General features: G+C 38.7%; 15 protein-coding genes. 6 read left to right on the top strand and 9 right to left on the bottom strand.

Going from position 1 to position 17584, the window contains the following annotated elements; translation table 11 throughout:
- Positions 1–15 precede the first annotated feature (15 nt).
- Entirely contained in the window at positions 16–777 is a 762-nt protein-coding gene (locus FHT21_RS17225) for a DUF4197 domain-containing protein (RefSeq protein ID WP_167295997.1), read from the bottom strand.
- A gap of 213 nt (positions 778–990) precedes the next feature.
- On the opposite strand from FHT21_RS17225, the gene FHT21_RS17220 reads away from it, so the two are divergent.
- Both FHT21_RS17220 and FHT21_RS25130 read left to right on the top strand, forming a co-directional pair.
- Positions 991–1569, top strand: a complete 579-nt coding sequence (locus tag FHT21_RS17220; protein ID WP_167295996.1) for a sigma-70 family RNA polymerase sigma factor — start codon at positions 991–993, stop codon at positions 1567–1569.
- Positions 1562–2866: a carboxypeptidase-like regulatory domain-containing protein gene (locus FHT21_RS25130; protein ID WP_167295995.1), complete on the top strand. Its 1305-nt coding sequence runs from the start codon at positions 1562–1564 to the stop codon at positions 2864–2866. Before FHT21_RS17220 ends, FHT21_RS25130 begins: the two co-directional genes overlap by 8 nt.
- 302 nt (positions 2867–3168) lie before the next feature.
- Here the strand turns inward: FHT21_RS25130 and FHT21_RS17210 are convergent, their stop codons facing one another.
- The 8 genes from FHT21_RS17210 to miaB all read right to left on the bottom strand — a co-directional run bounded on the left by FHT21_RS17210 (position 3169) and on the right by miaB (position 11126).
- On the bottom strand, positions 3169–4179 hold the full coding sequence (locus FHT21_RS17210) for an inorganic phosphate transporter (protein WP_108197143.1): 1011 nt from the start codon (positions 4177–4179) through the stop codon (positions 3169–3171).
- A 12-nt stretch (positions 4180–4191) separates the two neighbouring features.
- A complete protein-coding gene (locus tag FHT21_RS17205) occupies positions 4192–4833 on the bottom strand; it encodes a DUF47 family protein (RefSeq protein ID WP_029274248.1) in 642 nt (213 codons plus the stop codon).
- Positions 4834–5076: 243 nt separating this feature from the next.
- Positions 5077–6102, bottom strand: coding sequence for an ATP-binding protein (locus FHT21_RS17200; protein WP_167295994.1), 1026 nt, complete (start codon positions 6100–6102; stop codon positions 5077–5079).
- 130 nt (positions 6103–6232) lie between these two features.
- Positions 6233–6595: a preprotein translocase subunit SecG gene (secG, locus tag FHT21_RS17195; protein WP_167295993.1), complete on the bottom strand. Its 363-nt coding sequence runs from the start codon at positions 6593–6595 to the stop codon at positions 6233–6235.
- Between the two features lie 14 nt (positions 6596–6609).
- A complete protein-coding gene (locus FHT21_RS17190) occupies positions 6610–7668 on the bottom strand; it encodes a hypothetical protein (protein ID WP_167295992.1) in 1059 nt (352 codons plus the stop codon).
- Positions 7669–7740: 72 nt separating this feature from the next.
- A complete protein-coding gene (locus FHT21_RS17185) occupies positions 7741–8253 on the bottom strand; it encodes an LptE family protein (protein WP_167295991.1) in 513 nt (170 codons plus the stop codon).
- Between the two features lie 141 nt (positions 8254–8394).
- Positions 8395–9642, bottom strand: a complete 1248-nt coding sequence (locus FHT21_RS17180) for a sigma 54-interacting transcriptional regulator (RefSeq protein ID WP_167295990.1) — start codon at positions 9640–9642, stop codon at positions 8395–8397.
- Positions 9643–9710: 68 nt separating this feature from the next.
- Positions 9711–11126: a tRNA (N6-isopentenyl adenosine(37)-C2)-methylthiotransferase MiaB gene (gene miaB, locus FHT21_RS17175; protein WP_167295989.1), complete on the bottom strand. Its 1416-nt coding sequence runs from the start codon at positions 11124–11126 to the stop codon at positions 9711–9713.
- A 1192-nt stretch (positions 11127–12318) separates the two neighbouring features.
- On the opposite strand from miaB, the gene FHT21_RS17170 reads away from it, so the two are divergent.
- The 4 genes from FHT21_RS17170 (at position 12319) to FHT21_RS17155 (ending at position 17553) form a co-directional block, all read left to right on the top strand.
- Entirely contained in the window at positions 12319–14106 is a 1788-nt protein-coding gene (locus FHT21_RS17170) for a hypothetical protein (RefSeq protein ID WP_167295988.1), read from the top strand.
- Between the two features lie 68 nt (positions 14107–14174).
- Positions 14175–15989, top strand: coding sequence for a hypothetical protein (locus tag FHT21_RS17165; protein WP_167295987.1), 1815 nt, complete (start codon positions 14175–14177; stop codon positions 15987–15989).
- A 50-nt stretch (positions 15990–16039) separates the two neighbouring features.
- Positions 16040–16597, top strand: a complete 558-nt coding sequence (locus FHT21_RS17160) for a LemA family protein (RefSeq protein WP_167295986.1) — start codon at positions 16040–16042, stop codon at positions 16595–16597.
- Positions 16597–17553, top strand: a complete 957-nt coding sequence (locus tag FHT21_RS17155) for a DUF3137 domain-containing protein (RefSeq protein WP_167295985.1) — start codon at positions 16597–16599, stop codon at positions 17551–17553. Before FHT21_RS17160 ends, FHT21_RS17155 begins: the two co-directional genes overlap by 1 nt.
- Positions 17554–17584 lie beyond the last annotated feature (31 nt).

The raw sequence follows: 17584 nt of genomic DNA, 5'->3' as shown, positions 1-17584 counted from the left end.
TCACAATTAAACAGATTAAATCTTTTTCTTATCTGCGTAGCCAAATACTTTTTGCAGCAAGGTTGTGCTTCTTGAGCTTAAATTGCCCCTAATTTTGAGTTCTTCCTTCGCAACTTCAATAAACAAACCATCTATCGCTTTTTGCGTAACGTATTCAGTTAAATTGGTGTTTACGGGTTTTACCAAAGGTAAACGGTTGTATTGCATAGTTAAATCGCTGTAATACTTGGTAGCATTTACCTTATTTAAGCTTGTGGTTACAATCGGACTAAATTTCTGTATCAATTGTGCTGTGGTTACCCTTTTAAAATATTCGGTAGCTGCGTCATTATTACCCAAAAGGATATTGGTGGCATCGGTTAAAGTCATCTGTTTAATGGCCGATATAAAAATCGGTTTTGCTTCGGTAGCAGCATCTTCAGCGGCACGGTTTAAGCTTACAATCACGTTATCGCAAAGTTTGTTCAAACCTATGCTACGTAACGTTTTTTCAACCTTCTGTGCTTCAGGTGGCATCAGGATTTTAACAGCTAAATTGCCTAAAAAGCCATCTTTAAGCGAAAGCCTGTCGGCCCCCGCAGAAACACCAATTTGTAGCGCTTCCTTAATTCCCTGTCCTATTTCAAAGGTAGATGGTGTTCCGGTAGCAGCAGTTGTGGTGCCCTGTTTTTCGGTTACTTTTTTAAATATATCGCTCAGTTTAATCTGTGCGCTAACATTTAGGCTTGCAAATACCAGCATAGCCAGTGATGCCGATAAAATATTGATCTTTTTCATTTGTGTGTTTAATCATGCTTAGCAAAATAACTGCCATAATCTTTACACTCAAAGATAAGTCTTTGTACATGGCAATAATATTTAAACAGCTTAAAAAGATAATCGGCAATGTAAAAAATTTGCGTTCCTCTCTTCCTAAAAAATTAGTTTATGTCCTATCACTCAGAAATATTTTTTATACTTGAAAGATAATTCGAAATAGCTGCCATTTTTTTGAGGTTTATAAAAAACACAGCTGGGAATGCCCAGCAAGACGACGCCAAACTGATTGCCGAGTATAAAAATACTGGCGATTTGGACGCGTTGGGCACGCTTTATAATAAATATATGCATCTGGTGTTCGGGGTTTGCTTAAACTACTTCAAAGATGAAGAACAAAGCAAAGACGCTGTAATGCAGATTTTTGAGGAACTGGTAACCAAACTGAAAATACATGAGGTACAGAACTTTAAAAGCTGGCTCCATGTTTTAACGCGGAACCATTGTTTAATGGCGCTACGAAAATCGGCGAAGCAAAATAATGTTTCAATAGACGATACTTTTGTGGAAAATAGCGAGTTTGTGCATCTGGATATAGACAACACAAAAGAAACGCAGCTTACCATTATGGAAAAGTGTATGGAAACTTTGCCCGAAGAACAGCGAAAAAGCGTAGATTTATTTTATTTACAAGAAAAATGTTATAAAGAAGTAGCCGACATTACAGGTTACGATATGCTTAAAGTGAAGAGTTACATCCAAAATGGTAAGCGGAATTTAAAGATTTGTATAGAGAAAAATAGTAGTGAATAACGATTGGTTAGATATTGATGTTCTGGAAGATTACCTGGATGGTAAGCTTGATGCTAAGACTATGCATTTTGTAGAAAGGCAGGCTTTGGATGATCCTTTTGTTGCCGAAGCATTGGAGGGACTGAAGCAATCGCCCAAACGCAAGCAAACGCTTTCTATATTACAGAAACAACTGTACGACCGTGTATCAGAAAAGCCTATAAAGCGCAAGCTTTGGGGCATTACCACCCAAAGGTTAAGTATTGCGGCAACCGCAACCGTGGCCTTTATTGCAGTAAGCATTTTATTCTTTATGCGCGAAACCAACCGCAGAAATGCAGAACTTGCTACACATAAAAAGGAAGGCGTGCTGGTTCAATTAGACAGCTCAACGAGTATTGCTTCAGTCCAACCCAAACTTAAAGATGATACGGTTACGCAAAACTCAACAAAGGCAGCTTTGATTGACAAAGCAATTACAGCCGCAAAAACTGGTGATTTAGCGAAAAATACTAAAGCGGACCTTAGTGTACAACCTGCAGAACAACAAATTGCTGAAGCAAAAGCAGAAAAATCTGCAGCTGATAATAGCCGTGCTAAAGCGATGAGTCCTGTTGGCTTTGGCAATTACAAGCCAAGCCCGGTTACAATAAGTGAGGCTGTAGTTACACCAGCTCCGGCAATTGGCTCAAGTAAAATCGCGTTTAGCGGGAACGTTGTAGACCAAAGCAATGGCCAGCCTATTCAGGGTGCTGTAGTAAAGCTGGCTGGCTCTAAAAATGTAACGGCAACTGATGCCAAAGGTTATTTCTATTTGCCTGCTGATAGCAATGCAAAAGATAAAGATTTATTGATTAATGCCATTGGCTTTAAAGAATTGCCTGTAGCTGGTTTGCAAGACCCTAATGCAATTAAAAACGCATTAAGTGGAAATAAATCATTAAACGAAATTGCTTTAATTACAGGTTCAAACGGACATAAAAAAGAAAATATTGCTGCGCCTAAAATTACACTGCGTGCAGAACAGAACCTGGACAGAAAATCGGCTGACGATATTACGAAACCTATTCCGGTTTCTACCATTAACTATAGCCAATATTTAGAGAATAACAATAAACTTTATAACCCTAAAGGTCCGGAGCAATTTGTAATTTTAAGCTTCAAAGTTAAAAGCAATGGGCGGCCAACAAATATTAGCGTTATAAAATCACTGAACAAAAAAGCTGATGCGGAGGCGAAACGACTGATTCATGAAGGTCCGGATTGGGTATTACCTAAAAACGGAACTGATTCAGTAGAAATCAGCGTTAAGTTTTAATTGTCGATTTATTAACCGCAAAGGGCGCTAAGCAATTGCAAACGACAATACATGCTTGGTAAGCTTTCTTGTTTTCCTTTTTAATGAAGGATTTCAGGTACACGATATCCTTCCCAAGAACCACAACAATTGCAATCTAAACCCGATATAAGCGAGCATCCCGATTTTTTCATCGAGATAAAGCGTTTAGCGGGGCGGAACCCAAACCAAAGGCTTCCACTCTTGCTTTCCAAATCATTATAAAACAAAAAAGACCAAGGCAATTAGCTTTGGTCTCTTGAGTATATTAAAGGATTTTGTTTTTATTTTAAGTAATAGATCACGGCATAAATAATGGCGGCTAATGTAGCCGAAACCGGAATGGTTAAAATCCAGGCCCAGATTAAGTTGATAGTTACCCCCCAACGTACAGCCGAAACACTTTTTACCACACCTACACCTACAATCGAACCTGTAATGGTATGTGTAGTAGAAACCGGGATACCGAAATGCTCCGTAATTCCCAATGTTACCGCACCAGCACCTTCGGCAGCAACACCTTCCAATGCGGTTACCTTGGTAATTTTCGATCCCATTGTTTTAACAATTTTCCAACCACCACTCATGGTACCTAACGATATTGCCGAATAACAGGCAATTGGTACCCAGGCAGGCATAGCTTCGAAATTAGGAATTACTTTAGAGGCAATTAAAGCCGTAGCAATAATACCCATTACTTTTTGTGCATCGTTACCACCATGGAAGAAACTTAGTGCAGCAGAAGACAGCAATTGCAGGCGTTTAAACCATTTCTCGGCAGTTGCGGGTTTAGCATAACGGCAGATATTGATAATGATCAATGTTAATACAACTGATATCACCATACCGATTATCGGGGCCAATACAATGAAAGAAACGATTTTTATTACATAACCCATGTTTACAGCATCAAGCGGACTAGCACCTGTAAGTAAAGCATGTGTCATACCCGCACCTGCAAAACCACCAATTAAGGTATGTGATGAACTTGAAGGGATACCATACCACCAGGTTAAAAGGTTCCAGATAATGGCTGCAACCAAACCCGCAAGGATAACTTCTAGTGTGATATAATTTTCAATTACCGTTTTAGCAACCGTATTGGCCACTTTATGGTCGGTAAAATAAAAGTAAGCAGCGAAATTGAACAACGCAGCCCACAAAACTGCCTGAAAAGGCGTAAGAACTTTTGTAGAAACAACTGTTGCAATCGAGTTAGCGGCATCGTGAAAGCCGTTAATGTAATCGAAAGCAATAGCCAGAATTACAACAACAACCAATAAGGTAGTTACCATGTTTGTTATTTATTAAGCGTTTTTAACCAAGATAGTTTCAAGCACATTCGCCACATCCTCACACTTATCTGTCGCTTTTTCTATCGTTTGTAAAACCTCTTTTTGTTTAATTAATTCAATCGCATTAGTTTCGTATTCGAATAAACGGGCTACCGCTAATGTAAATACATAATCAGCCTGGTTTTCGCCACTGTTAATACGGATACAAGCATCGGCAATTACACGGATGTTTTTAAAACTGCGTAATTCTTTAATTGCTTTATCAATATCAGTACACATTTCTACCAAAAGCTCGGCAATTTTAACAATCGGCTCGTTAATGGTATTCATGTTATACATCTGCATCCGGTTTGCAGTACCATAAATATAATCGGCAACATCATCAACGGCAGTAGCCAATGCATGAATGTCTTCTCTATCAAATGGCGTAATAAAGTTCCTGCTCAGTTCAAGAAAAATTGAATGGGTAATATCATCACCTACATGCTCCAGGCGCTCAATTTCTTTAAAAATTGTTTTTCTGCTTTCAGCATCACCCGTGCTAACCATTTCTAAAAGGGTTTCTGCAATTTTTAATGCATTGCTACCTGCTTGTTCGAAAAGCGGATGAAACTTTTTGTCTTGAGGTGTAAAGAACTTAAAAATATTGTTCATGTTAATTTTTAATATGTTGCAAAGCTACAAGCCCAATGTTAAGTTAATGTTAATTTATTAATTATATTAACTAATTAGCAGCTTATTTACTTAGGTGTAGCTTATTTCTATAGTTTTAGATCGCTGATAATGAATGACTCAAGAAGTTAATTGTTCATTAACATCGTAATTTGTTTGCATTTTGCAACTTGTGCCTTCTTTGTAAGGGAATGATGAGCTTTTGTATCAGGTAAAAGATGCAGATTACCCACCTTTTTGTAACGTAAATGCAAAGGTAGTGCCTATGCCTGGTGTACTTCTTACCGAAATGGTTTGTTGGTGCGCCTCTAAAATGTGTTTTACAATGGCTAAGCCTAAACCTGTGCCTCCAACTTCTCTTGCCCGATGAGTATCGATGCGATAAAAACGCTCAAACAAGCGTAACAAATGTTTTTCTTCTATCCCGATGCCGTTATCGGTAACCTCAATCAAAACCTGATCGTGCAGTTCAAAAATCTTAATGGCTGTTTCGCCGCCATCAACGCCATATTTAATGCTGTTTACCAGCAAATTAATTAACACCTGCCTAATCTTCTCCCGATCTGCAGAAACCAATGTAATGGCAGTATATTTATCTTTAAAAAAGAGTTTAATATTTTTTGCTTCGGCGCGGTCTTCGAGGTTTTCCATTACCTCTTTCGCCAATTGTACAAAATCAAATTTTTGGTAGTTAATTGGCGATTCGCCCGTTTCTAACTTTGAAATAACGTCTAAATCATTAATTAAATAACTCAGTCGCTCTACATTATTTTCTGCTTTTTTCAGGAATAAAACCGCCTGATCGGGGTCATCTACCAGGCAATCCTGCAAAGTTTCGATGTAACCTTGAATGGCAAAAAGCGGCGTTTTAAATTCATGCGAAACATTTGAAAGAAACTCTCTTCTAAACTGTTCCTGTTTTTTTAACAGGTCTATTTCTTTTTTCTTTGCGCCAGCCCATTCCTTTACTTCTTGTTCAACATCATTAATCGGATCGGAACTCACATACTCACCCAGCGCATCTTTTAAATCTTTACCCAATTTAAGATTATGGATTAGCTTGTAGATGAGTTTAATTTTGGTATAGATATACTTCTCAAGTAAATAATAAAAAACCAAAAAACTGCACAGAAACGATACACCAAAAGAAATAGCCAAGTAATACAGGCTATGCTGAAAATAAAAATTAACCATCCCGATGGAAAGACCAACGGCAAGAGCAGTAAATAGAACCAGCACGCTTAATTTCATGCTGCAATTTAAAGCTTTTTATGTTAAATGTGTGTTAAGAGCCAAAGGGTATTCATTCATTTTTCCGGATATTAAAACAAAAAAGCTTTCCCTTTTGAGGAAAGCTTTATAAAATACGGGTAAGTATTATTTATTTCTTTGTCGAATCGGTTTTAGCCGGAGTTGAAGCAGCAGGTTTAGTGCTGTTTAAATTTCCACCAATTGGAGATGGTGATGGCGTTTTATCTAAACGCTCCTGAATAGCTGAGTTTCCAACTGCAGCACTACCACCGCTAGTTTTAGCAATTGTAGTAACGGCAAGGGTTAATACTACTATTAGCGTTAACAATACCCACGATCCTTTTTCTAAAACATCGCCAGTACGTTGTACACCAAACATGTTACTGGTGCCACCGCCTGTAGCTAAACCTCCGCCTTTAGGATTTTGTACTAAAACAAATAAGCCTAAGGCTACACACGCAATAATTAATAAAATGATTAAAAAGGTTACCATGGTAATATTATATTTTAAAATTTCTTTTCTATAGATTGGATAAGGTCGGCAAAGTAACGGCTTTTTTCCGGATATTTCAAACTTAATTTTTTATAAGTATCTATGGCTTTGTGATAAAGCATTTGCTCGATATAAATTTTAGCCAAAGTCTCCGAAACAAGGTCGTAATTGTCTTCTGCGCTTTTCTTTGCCTTATTTTCGTTATCTATCTGTTCTGGCTTAGGCGGCTTGATTGTTGGATCTTCTTTTAAGAATTTCTCGATAATTTCTGCCCCCTTCGCATCTTTAATTTCGGCAGAAGGGTATTCGGCTAAATGATCTGCTACCTCAAAAGGAGTCTGAATATGAAAGATATGCTCCACGTACTGCTGTTGAAACTCGGCGCTTTCTTGCCGTGGTTTATTTTGGAGCTGTGGTTTTGCCTTATCGGCACTAGGATGAGCATAGGGCTGAAAAATCTGCTCGTGCTCTTTACGCGTTTTAGCTAACCACCACAAAAACGTGTATGGAAGCTTATCGTCGTTATATTGCGAAACAAAATTTCTTTCAGGCTCGTCTGGAACTACCGTTTCGATTTCTGGAGCGACTGTAACCACATCTGTGCTTAATTTCTGCTCAAAGGCAAAGAAATCAGTAGCGGCAACACTTTCGATAAAAGAATCATCATCCGCAGGTAAGTCCATTAAATGGCTATCAATACCTGGCAGGTGATTTGGTGTTTCTACGTTTACAGCTTGATTTGTAGATGAATGGACATCATGCGGAAACTCACTTATTTCTTCAAAAACTTCCGGCTCTTCCTGTGTATATTCCGTAACGGCTACACTAATTTCAGCTTCATCTTCCTGTTTTGCCTCGTCAACTGGAACCATATTTAACACATGAAACAATACATGCCCCTGGCTATATAAAGCAGCCTTTGGAATAAATGAAGCATTGGCTTTAGCCAAAAGTAGATGGATAGGTTGTGAATATGGAAATTGCTGAACCATTTCCTGCAACATGGATGCATGCTCTGGCTTAACCTTTCCAGGTTGCACAAGTAAATCTGCCAGTAGCTTTTTGTTATCCATTATCGAGGTTTGCCGCTAAGTTAAAAAAATGTAGACGGGTTTTGAAAATTTTGTCTTTTAGAATCCTGCTTTTTACCACTGTGCAAATGCACGGTTAAAAATATCTTCCGATAATTGCTTGTTAATATTTTCGATAGCGCCAGGCAATAACGTTTGAATTGGTGCCCCATTGATTGGAAAATCAAAATATTTAGTAAAGCTTTCTTCAAAACTTTCTTTTTCGTGTTCTTTTATATTGTTCTTATATTTTACCGAAACGGTTATGGTTAACCTATTTGCGCCCGAAGTAGGTGTAGCACTATTTTGAAGCGCAACTGGTTTAATATCATAACCTGTTATTCTGCCTTCAAATGATGCATCACCTTCACCTGTGGGAGAAATAATCAATTTGGTCTGATTACGGATGCGGCTTTTTAACGATTCGGTAATCTGGTTACTTAATGTTGGCACCACTAATGGCGCATTGTTTTCAAATACACGGACAACCACTGTTTTTAATCCTGTTGTTGATGCTCCACTGAATTTATAAGAGCAGGCGCTCAGTATTGAAGCAACAAGGATTAAAGCAAATATTTTTATTTTCATCAGTTGTATAATTATTAATTATTGCTCATTGTTTTTATTGGCATTTTTCACTTGCATTTATTTTCTCAATGGTGTTCAAGAGAACGCTTCGCTTAGTTAATGAGCTCGCAAAAACTCGGTTTGTTTTTAAAGGCGATGAACTTATAAATTTAATTCTTTAATTTTTCTGTACAGGGTACGCTCTGAAATGCCCAATTCTTGCGCAGCAAACTTACGCTTGCCCTTGTGTTTTTTTAATGCTTTTTTAATCAGGTCTGATTCTTTATCCACTAGCGACAAAGATTCTTCTACCTCCTCTGCCTCGTGCGCAAAATAATCAGCATTGTTATTGTTGTTAATGTTATTATTGCTTGGCGTAGGCTGCTGAATGGTAAAGGCATGCTCTTGTCCTGCTGGCAATTCTACATCACGGTACAGCTGATTGATATACTGTGGGTTATCTGCCAAAACAGTAGCAGTATTTCCACCGTGCTGAATAATTTCGGCAACTAGTTTTTTAAGCTCAACCATATCCTTTTTCATGTCAAAAAGCACCTTGTACAAAATATCTCTTTCTGTAAAATCTTCTTTCGACTGTGCGTTAATCGCCATTGGCAAATTACTTCCAGCTTCGTTCGGAATATAGTTTAAAATGGCCTGTCCGCTTACATTTCGGTCTTTCTCTAATACACAGATCTGCTCGGCAATATTTTTTAACTGGCGAACATTACCCGGCCAGCTGTAATTGGTTAAGATCTGAATGGCATCTGGTTCGAGGTGTAATGCCGGACTACGGTATTTATCGCTAAAATCGGCGGCGAATTTTCTGAATAATAAATAAATATCTTCTTTACGCTCCTGCAAAGCCGGAATACGCAATGGAACGGTATTTAACCTATAATATAAATCTTCGCGGAATTTTCCGTTCTTAACACGGTTATACACATCAACATTAGTGGCTGCAATAATACGAACATCTGTTTTCTGTACTTTAGACGAACCTACACGTAAGTATTCGCCACTTTCTAAAATACGCAGTAAACGTGCCTGTGTACCTAAAGGCAGTTCAGCAACCTCGTCTAAAAAGATAGTTCCGCCGTTTGCTACTTCAAAGTAACCTTTACGAGCTTCGTGTGCCCCCGTAAAAGATCCTTTCTCGTGACCAAACAGTTCAGAATCAATGGTCCCTTCGGGAATAGCCCCACAGTTTACAGCAATAAAAGCACCATGTTTACGGGCACTCATCTGATGGATAATTTGTGAGAACACCTCTTTACCACTACCACTTTCGCCTGTTATTAACACCGACATATCAGTTGGTGCTACCTGGCTCGCAATATCTATGGCACGATTAAGTAAAGGCGAATTACCAATAATACCGAAACGCTGTTTAATATTTTGTGTATCCATTCTTTAGATTTGAGTATTGAGATTTGAGATATTAGACCTTACGCTCCTTACCTTCTCCCCCCACCTTTTTAAACTATTTTACCAATTAACGTAGCCGATGTACATTTCTCGATAAATACATTTGCATACTGACCAGGTTTAACACCTTCAATAGCCGGAAAAATGGCCATCGCTCCGCTATCTCCTCTTCCGCAATAATCGAGATCAGATTTTTTAGAAGTACCTTCAATCAAAACCCGAACGGTTTTACCCACCCATTCTTGCAAACGCATTAACGAATGTGCCTGTTGTTTAGCCAAAATCTCAGCCAAACGGCGTTTTTTTACTTCTTCAGGAATATCATCTTCCAGTTTACGGGCAGCTAAAGTGCCTGGTCTTTCAGAATAAGTGAAGTTATAAGCAAAATCATACTGCACATAATCCATCATGCTCAGGGTTTCTTGGTGCTCTTCTTCCGTTTCCGTACAGAAACCAGCAATAATATCGGTAGAAATTGCACAACCAGGAATAATGTTACGGATGGCATCAATACGATTGATATACCATTCGCGGGTGTAAGTCCTGTTCATTAACTCCAATATGCGGGTATTACCTGATTGAACTGGCAGGTGGATATAGTTACAGATGTTATCGTATTTGGCAATGGTATGTAAAACCTCGTCGGTAATATCTTTTGGATGCGAAGTAGAGAAACGTACCCTTAAATCTGGACTAACCAATGCCGTTTGCTCCAAAAGCTGCGCAAAGTTAACCGTTTCTGTTCCATCTTCCGACGTCCAGGTGTACGAATCTACGTTTTGGCCTAAAAGCGTAACCTCACGGTAACCAGCCTCAAATAAGCCTTTCGCTTCTTCTATAATAGAATGGGCATCGCGGCTTCGCTCACGGCCGCGGGTAAAAGGAACAACACAGAAAGAACACATGTTATTACAACCACGGGTAATGGAAATAAAAGCAGTTATTCCGTTGCTGTTTAACCGAACGGGACTGATATCAGCATAAGTTTCCTCGCGGGATAATAAAACATTAACTGCTTTATGTCCGCTTTCTACCTGCTCAATTAAGTTAGGCAGATCGCGGTAGGCATCGGGGCCCACCACAACATCAACCAAACGTTCTTCTTCTAAAAATTTAGATTTTAACCGCTCTGCCATGCAGCCCAAAACCCCAACAATTAATTTCGGGTTACGGCGTTTTTCGACACCGAACTGCGATAATCGGTTTCTAACCCTGGTTTCTGCGTTTTCGCGGATAGAGCAGGTATTAATGAAGATTACATCCGCCTGGTGATAATCACCTGTGGTTTCAAATCCAGTTTCCGATAAAATAGAGGCAACAATTTCACTATCAGCGAAATTCATTGCACAACCGTAACTTTCGATATATAATTTACGGGCATCAGCTTTAACTGGTGTATCTAAAATTAAAGCTTCACCTTGCCTAGCCTCATCGTGTGTTTTATCCTGTACTTGTAAATCAATCATTATTTAAAAACATTTTGGGGATTGCAAAAATACATAAATAAAATTAAAAGTGACAAATTGACATATTTTGTTTAAATGTTTACAGTACGATTATGATAAGGCAGTTAGCAGCCCCAATTAATCCATATTTTATATGGTTGAATAAAAAGTTTTTTGGAAATATACAGTTCAGTGGAGGACTGCAGCCCCGCTATCCCTACTGCCGTTAGAAAACCTGTGAAACAAGCAAACAGACTATAAGTAAATAAAAACAGATGCTTAAATCGGCATTCGTACTATCGAGTTTAGATTACAGCTGTTCTTGCTACTATGAGGGTTTTCCATGCTACCGTCCTAACCCATCTAGCCCTTGGCGAAGCGGTACCCTGCAGGCAGGAGGTGCGACGGCCGAAAGCGTACAAGCGTAGCAAAGGAACAAACGGTGTTTCTTGTACTGCACCTGCGCTCCAAAAAACTATTTTATTAAAATATAATGTAACCAGAGGCATATAACAATACTTCTTAAGTTGGATAAAAAGGTTTTGGAAATGTAGGCTTCGGTCCCTATAGGGGACTGTAGCCCCGCCCCCGCTTCTGCCCCAATTGAAAAAATTGTGGCATCCCGCTATGGTCGGGTTTAGGTTACAACTGTCTTTACTGCTATGAGTGGTTTCTGTGCCAGCAGCCTAAGCCATCTAGCCCTAGGCGAAGCGGTACCCTGCAGGCCCGGAGGTACGACGGCCGAAGCGTACAAGTGCAGCAAAGGAACAAACGGTGTTGCTTATACTGCCCTTGCGCTCGAAAAAATTAATAATTCCTTTTTATAAAATAAGTCAGGATGTTTTTGGAAATGTAGGGTTCTGTGTCAATGGCAGGCTGCAGCCCCGCCCCCGCTTCTGCCCCAATTGAAAAAATTGTGGCATCCCGCTACGGTCGGGTTTAGGTTACATCTGTTCTTGCTACTATGAGTGGTTTCCATGCCACCGCCCTAACCCATCTAGCTCTAGGCGAAGCGGTACCCTACAGGCCTGGAGGTACGATGGCCGAAGCGTACAAGCGAAGCAAAGGAGCAAACACTGTTACTTTCACTGCCCCTGCGCTCCAAAAACATTTTAACAATATCTCCTCTTTGGCCTTTCTCCTTTAGTCTTTTAGCTTTCTATCAAAAAACCTTTCGCACTCCTATCTGTTACATACGGATAAGCCATAATAAATGACAGCGCAGAATAAAAATAAAATTTGGGCCTGGATAGGAAGCATATTCGGCATTTTAATTTTAATTGTTGCATTTGGTGCTATGTTTTTAAGCGCCCGATGGAAACCTATACTGACCGAAAAAATTAAAGCTAGTGTTTACAATGGCTCCCATCATTTATACCGCATAGATTTTAAAAGCATTAACTTAAACGTAATTACCGGCAGCCTAGCCCTACGTGATGTTACACTAACACCCGATACGGCTGTTTTTGATAGCTTAAAGAAAAAACAATTGGCTCCTGCCCATACTTTCGAGCTTAAATTAAAGAAATTACAGATTAGCCGTGTTGGAATATTAACGGCCTACTTTAGAAAACGGATAGATGTAAATGAAATCATTTTACAAAAGCCATCTATCAACATGATTTTTAACAAAGTAAGCAGGAAACCAGATAGCATAAAAGATGAAAAATCGCTTTACGAACAGATTTCGAAAACTTTTAAATCGGTACACATAAAAAGCATCAAAATTGTAGATGCAGATTTCGATTATATCAACAAAACCGCAGCAAAAAAAGTCAAAAAATCAATCAAACACCTCGATATTAACATTAATGATTTCTTGTTGGATTCGCTTTCGGGCAACGATCCAACAAGGTTTTACTATACGAAAGATGCATCTTTTCAGATTGCTGGTTATAAATCGGTAACGAAAGATAAAATGTACGCCATGAAAATTGATACCATTAGCGGCTCTACTGCATCAAAAAAAATAACAGCAAAAGGGTTTAAGCTTACACCATTGTACGATGAACTTACTTTTGCAAGAAAATACAAGATCCAGAAAGACCGGTATAACTTAAGCTTTGATCAAATAGAATTTAACGGCGTCGATTTTATGGGTTTAAACACCGACCAGAAACTGCATGCAAAATCGCTAAGGATTGGACCTGCCAATGTAGAAGTTTTTATGAGCCGCGAATCGCCACCGCCACCTGGCTTTGATAAGGGCCAAAATTATCCGCATATAGCCTTAAAAAGGTTAAACATGCCTACCCTGATTGATACAGTAAAACTGAGAAACATTAATGTTAAATATGCTGAGTTTAACCCTGCAAGTAAAAAAATTGGATCGGTTGACTTTAAAGCGCTAACCGGAAACATTTTAAATGTAACCAATGATAGTTTACAACTGAGCAAAAAGAACCATGCCCTGGCAGATTTAAACACGCTTTTAATGGGTACCGGAAAACTGAATGTAAAAATCGATTTCAATCTTACCGATAATAATGGTGCATTTACCTACAGTGGGAATCTGGGGAAATTTGATCTAAAAAACTTAAACCCACTATCTAAAGCCCTGGGTTTAATAGAGATTGAAAGTGGCGAAGTGCAACATATCGATTTCAGTGCAAACGGAAACTTAAGATCTGCATCGGGCAAGATGAATATGTTGTACACAAGCCTGAAAATAAAGCTCTTATCAGACAATATTGATGGAGAGGGGACCAAGAAAAAAGGGTTTTTGTCTTTTTTGGCCAATACCATATTAGTTAAAGATGAAAACCCGCAAAAAGGCGAAGCGCCAAGAACAGCAAGCATGACTAATACCAGGATTAATTCGGCCTCCTTTTTTAACCTGATGTGGAAAACCGTTTTTGTGGGCATAAAGGATATTGTAGGCCTTGGCGTGGTACCTGAAAAGAATCCGGTAAAACAGCAAAAAGTAATTGCAAAAAAAATAAGGGAACAAAAACGGGCAGACAGAAAAGCAGCACGAAAAGCCCGGATAGAAAAAAACTGATTCTACATTTTTCAAATATATGTTTATAACCGTATATTGCTAATAAAACCACAACCTCTCATTGTTTAATGCCTGATACCAAAAGATACCGTTATAAAGCTTTTAAATGGATTGCGTGTATATTACTCGGTGTTTTTATCGTACTTGCAGGTATAGCTTGGTTGTTAAATGTAAAATCTCGTCCTATTTTAACCGACAGGATCAAAACACTGCTCTACAAATCAACCGATAGTTTATATACCATTAGTTTTACCAAGGTATCTACCAACGTTTTTACAGGCAATGCTACTTTGCAGAATGTAAAAATAATGCCCGATACCAATCGGTTTAAGCAACTTATAGCCTTAAAAAGGGCACCAAACAATTTATATACCGTTTCTTTAAAAAAACTGGTGGTTAAGCGCTTCCACCCGTTAACCTTGTACCGCGAAAAAAAACTGCAATTAGAGGAAATCATATTCGATAAACCTGAGGTAACGATGGTTAATAAACAGTTCGATTTTAATGAAGGGCGTGCACCCAGGCCCATTAAATCGCCTTACGATATCATCTCCAAAAACCTGAAAGAGTTTAGCATTAAAACCATCCGTTTTAAGGATGTAAGTTTTAAGTATGTGAATAAAAATGTTCCTAATTCTGTGCCTTTCGATATTGACGACCTTAATATTACGTTAACCGATTTGCTGGTTGATTCTACCTCTGCTGATGATCCTAAAAGATTTTATTTACTTAAGGATATTGTGGTCAATCTGAATAACTATGTATACCACACTCCAGACAAGATGTACGATATCCAATTAGATAAGCTGGATTTCAGGGCAACAACAGGTAAGTTAAGGATTAACAGTTTTGCTTTGGTACCCCTACATGATGAGATGAACTTTGGCAAAGTTGCCGGGTATGCGAAAGAACGTTTCGACATCAAGATGCACAACATTATGCTTAATGGGATTGATTTGCCATTATACATCAGCAAACAAGAACTTTGGGCAAAGGAAATGGCCATTACCAATGGTTTCATTTCGGTATTTAACCACAATGGCCTCCTTAAAAAATCGCAGGAAAGCAAAATTGGAAAGTTCCCCCATCAGCTTTTGCAGCTTGTTCGTGCGCCTATTCTGGTCCAGAAAATACAGCTGAAAGATGTAAATGTTAACTATTCGGTTTTCAACAGAGAAAGTAATCAAAGAGGACGGATCAGTTTTGAAAACACCTCCGGAATTATAAAAAATGCTACCAACCTTAATAATATTAAGGCCATAAACCCGATCATGGAGGTTAATCTGAATACTTATTTATTTGGTCAGGGAAAGCTAGATGTGAACTTTATATTCGACCTTACCGCTAAAGATGGCGCATTTTCTTACAATGGAGTTTTACACAATTTTAATGCGCGGGTTTTAAATCAGATTACTAAACCACTTGGCCTGGTGCGCATTAACCGCGGGAATGTAGATAAATTGAAGTTTAATTTTAAAGCGAACGATTTAGGCGCAAAAGGAACGGTAGCATTCTCCTACTACGACCTTTCTGTTGCGCTGATGAAAAACGACCCAGAAAAAGATCACCTGGTTACCCGCGGTTTTCTTTCTTTCTTAGCAAATGCCTTAATCATTAAATCAGAAAACCCAGGCGCAGATGGAAAACTGGTACCTGTAGCCGTTAATTACAGCAGGCCGGCAAATACCTCTTTCTTCAACATGATCTGGAAGAGCCTTTTTACAGGCATAAAATATAGTATTGGCATTACCGAAGAAAAGCAGAATAAAGTACGTGAACATATTGCAAAGTTTAAGGCCATGCGGGCCAATCATTTACAAAGAAAACAGAGGCGGCTAGAACGCCGGATAAAGCGTGAACGGGAACAAAATGAAAAGCGATAACATATTGTAACCTTTTCTTATCTTTATTCTCTAAACCTTAAACTAAAATTATGATTATTGCCCTCGTTGTTATCGGATTTATATTTCTTATCGGGATTTTCTTTTACAACTCCCTCATCGGGAAGAAAAACCAGGTAACAAATGCCTTCTCTGCCATTGATGTAATGCTTAAAAAGCGGTTCGACCTTATCCCAAATCTTGTTGAAGTGGTAAAACAGTACACTACTTATGAACAGGGAACCTTAACCAAAATAGTTGAACTGAGAGCTAAAGCAGGTTCACCAAATATTAGCAATGCAGAAAAAGCAGATTTAGATGCGCAATTGGGCAATAGTGTGAAAGGTTTAATGGTCAACATCGAAAATTACCCCGATTTAAAAGCCAATACTAATTTTATTAACCTGCAAACCACCTGGACCGAGAGCGAAGAACAGATTGCGGCTGCTAGAAGAACCTATAATGCCTCCGTAACCGATTACAATAATTCGATTATGATGTTCCCAGGCAGTTTATTTGCCGGAATGTTAAATTTCCAAGCTATTGCCGTTTTAGAAACCGCAGCTGAAGAGCGTAAAAACATTAGCGCAAAAGAACTCTTTAACAATTAATGTCGTTCGATATTGCAAATAATGTAGCCTTGCAACAAGTTTTGGCTACAATGGAGATAGAACGCAAAAGAATTGCCGCTACCCAAACCAAAGGCTATATTTTTATTGCCGCTGGCATTCTACTTTGTATTCTAGGCTTCTTCCTCGGCTTTCCTATTCCTGGTGTAATTGGTGGTTTAATACCTCTTATTTACGGCAGTGTTTTGTTATTTAAAATCAACGATTCTTTAACAGCTTACCAAAGTGCTTACAAAACCAATGTAATTGGTGCTGCCCTTAAATTTTTAGACGAAAGTTTAGCGATTAATCCTTACCAGGGGATCGAAGCTTCGGAGTTTATGTACACACAGTTGTTTAGCAATGAGCCCGATCGTTATAAAACAGAGGACCTGGTAACTGGATGTGCTGATAAAACCCGGTTTTACTTTGCTGAGGTGCATGCTGAATACAAAACAGTAACCCAAACCAAAAACGGAACCCGAACAGAGTGGCACGACATTTTTAAGGGCATCCTCTTTGCTGCCGATTTTAACAAGAAATTTAATCGCGTAACCATTGTCAGACCAAAAGATTTCGGAGCAGCCTTTGGTGCATGGTTTTCTAAAAACCTGTTCTCTTTTAGCGGTAATGATGTTATCCAATTGGAGAATGTAGAATTTGATAAGACTTTTGTGACTTATGGCTCAGATCAGGTAGAATCTAGATATATCCTTACACCTGCCATGATGGAACGCATACTAAACCTCAATCATCAAACCAAGTATAATATCAGTCTATCCTTTATCGAATCGAGGATGTACATCGCTTTCCCTTTGAATCGGAATTATTTTGAGGCGCCCGTTTTTAAATCATTGCTAAGTCCAGAAACAGTAAATGAAGATATCTCTACCATAAAATTTATGTATGATATTGTTAAGGAATTGGATCTGAATACAAGGATTTGGGGAAAGGAATAAGGCGTTTAACCGCAAAGGGCGCTGCGTTTTT

It is taken from the genome of Pedobacter sp. SG908 (assembly GCF_011759615.1).
GTDB lineage: Bacteria > Bacteroidota > Bacteroidia > Sphingobacteriales > Sphingobacteriaceae > Pedobacter > Pedobacter riviphilus.
Note: the sequence above shows the minus strand (reverse complement) of the source record. Positions and strands in the feature narration are given on the sequence as shown.

What these genes read in the sequence shown, in the direction of transcription:
- FHT21_RS17225 (WP_167295997.1), bottom strand. Translation starts at nt 777, where the DNA reads ATGAAAAAGATCAATATTTTATCGGCATCACTGGCTATGCTGGTATTT.
- FHT21_RS17210 (WP_108197143.1), bottom strand. Translation starts at nt 4,179, where the DNA reads ATGGTAACTACCTTATTGGTTGTTGTTGTAATTCTGGCTATTGCTTTC.
- FHT21_RS17205 (WP_029274248.1), bottom strand. Translation starts at nt 4,833, where the DNA reads ATGAACAATATTTTTAAGTTCTTTACACCTCAAGACAAAAAGTTTCAT.
- FHT21_RS17200 (WP_167295994.1), bottom strand. Translation starts at nt 6,102, where the DNA reads ATGAAATTAAGCGTGCTGGTTCTATTTACTGCTCTTGCCGTTGGTCTT.
- secG (WP_167295993.1), bottom strand. Translation starts at nt 6,595, where the DNA reads ATGGTAACCTTTTTAATCATTTTATTAATTATTGCGTGTGTAGCCTTA.
- FHT21_RS17190 (WP_167295992.1), bottom strand. Translation starts at nt 7,668, where the DNA reads ATGGATAACAAAAAGCTACTGGCAGATTTACTTGTGCAACCTGGAAAG.
- FHT21_RS17185 (WP_167295991.1), bottom strand. Translation starts at nt 8,253, where the DNA reads ATGAAAATAAAAATATTTGCTTTAATCCTTGTTGCTTCAATACTGAGC.
- FHT21_RS17180 (WP_167295990.1), bottom strand. Translation starts at nt 9,642, where the DNA reads ATGGATACACAAAATATTAAACAGCGTTTCGGTATTATTGGTAATTCG.
- miaB (WP_167295989.1), bottom strand. Translation starts at nt 11,126, where the DNA reads ATGATTGATTTACAAGTACAGGATAAAACACACGATGAGGCTAGGCAA.
- FHT21_RS17170 (WP_167295988.1), top strand. Translation starts at nt 12,319, where the DNA reads ATGACAGCGCAGAATAAAAATAAAATTTGGGCCTGGATAGGAAGCATA.
- FHT21_RS17165 (WP_167295987.1), top strand. Translation starts at nt 14,175, where the DNA reads ATGCCTGATACCAAAAGATACCGTTATAAAGCTTTTAAATGGATTGCG.
- FHT21_RS17160 (WP_167295986.1), top strand. Translation starts at nt 16,040, where the DNA reads ATGATTATTGCCCTCGTTGTTATCGGATTTATATTTCTTATCGGGATT.
- FHT21_RS17155 (WP_167295985.1), top strand. Translation starts at nt 16,597, where the DNA reads ATGTCGTTCGATATTGCAAATAATGTAGCCTTGCAACAAGTTTTGGCT.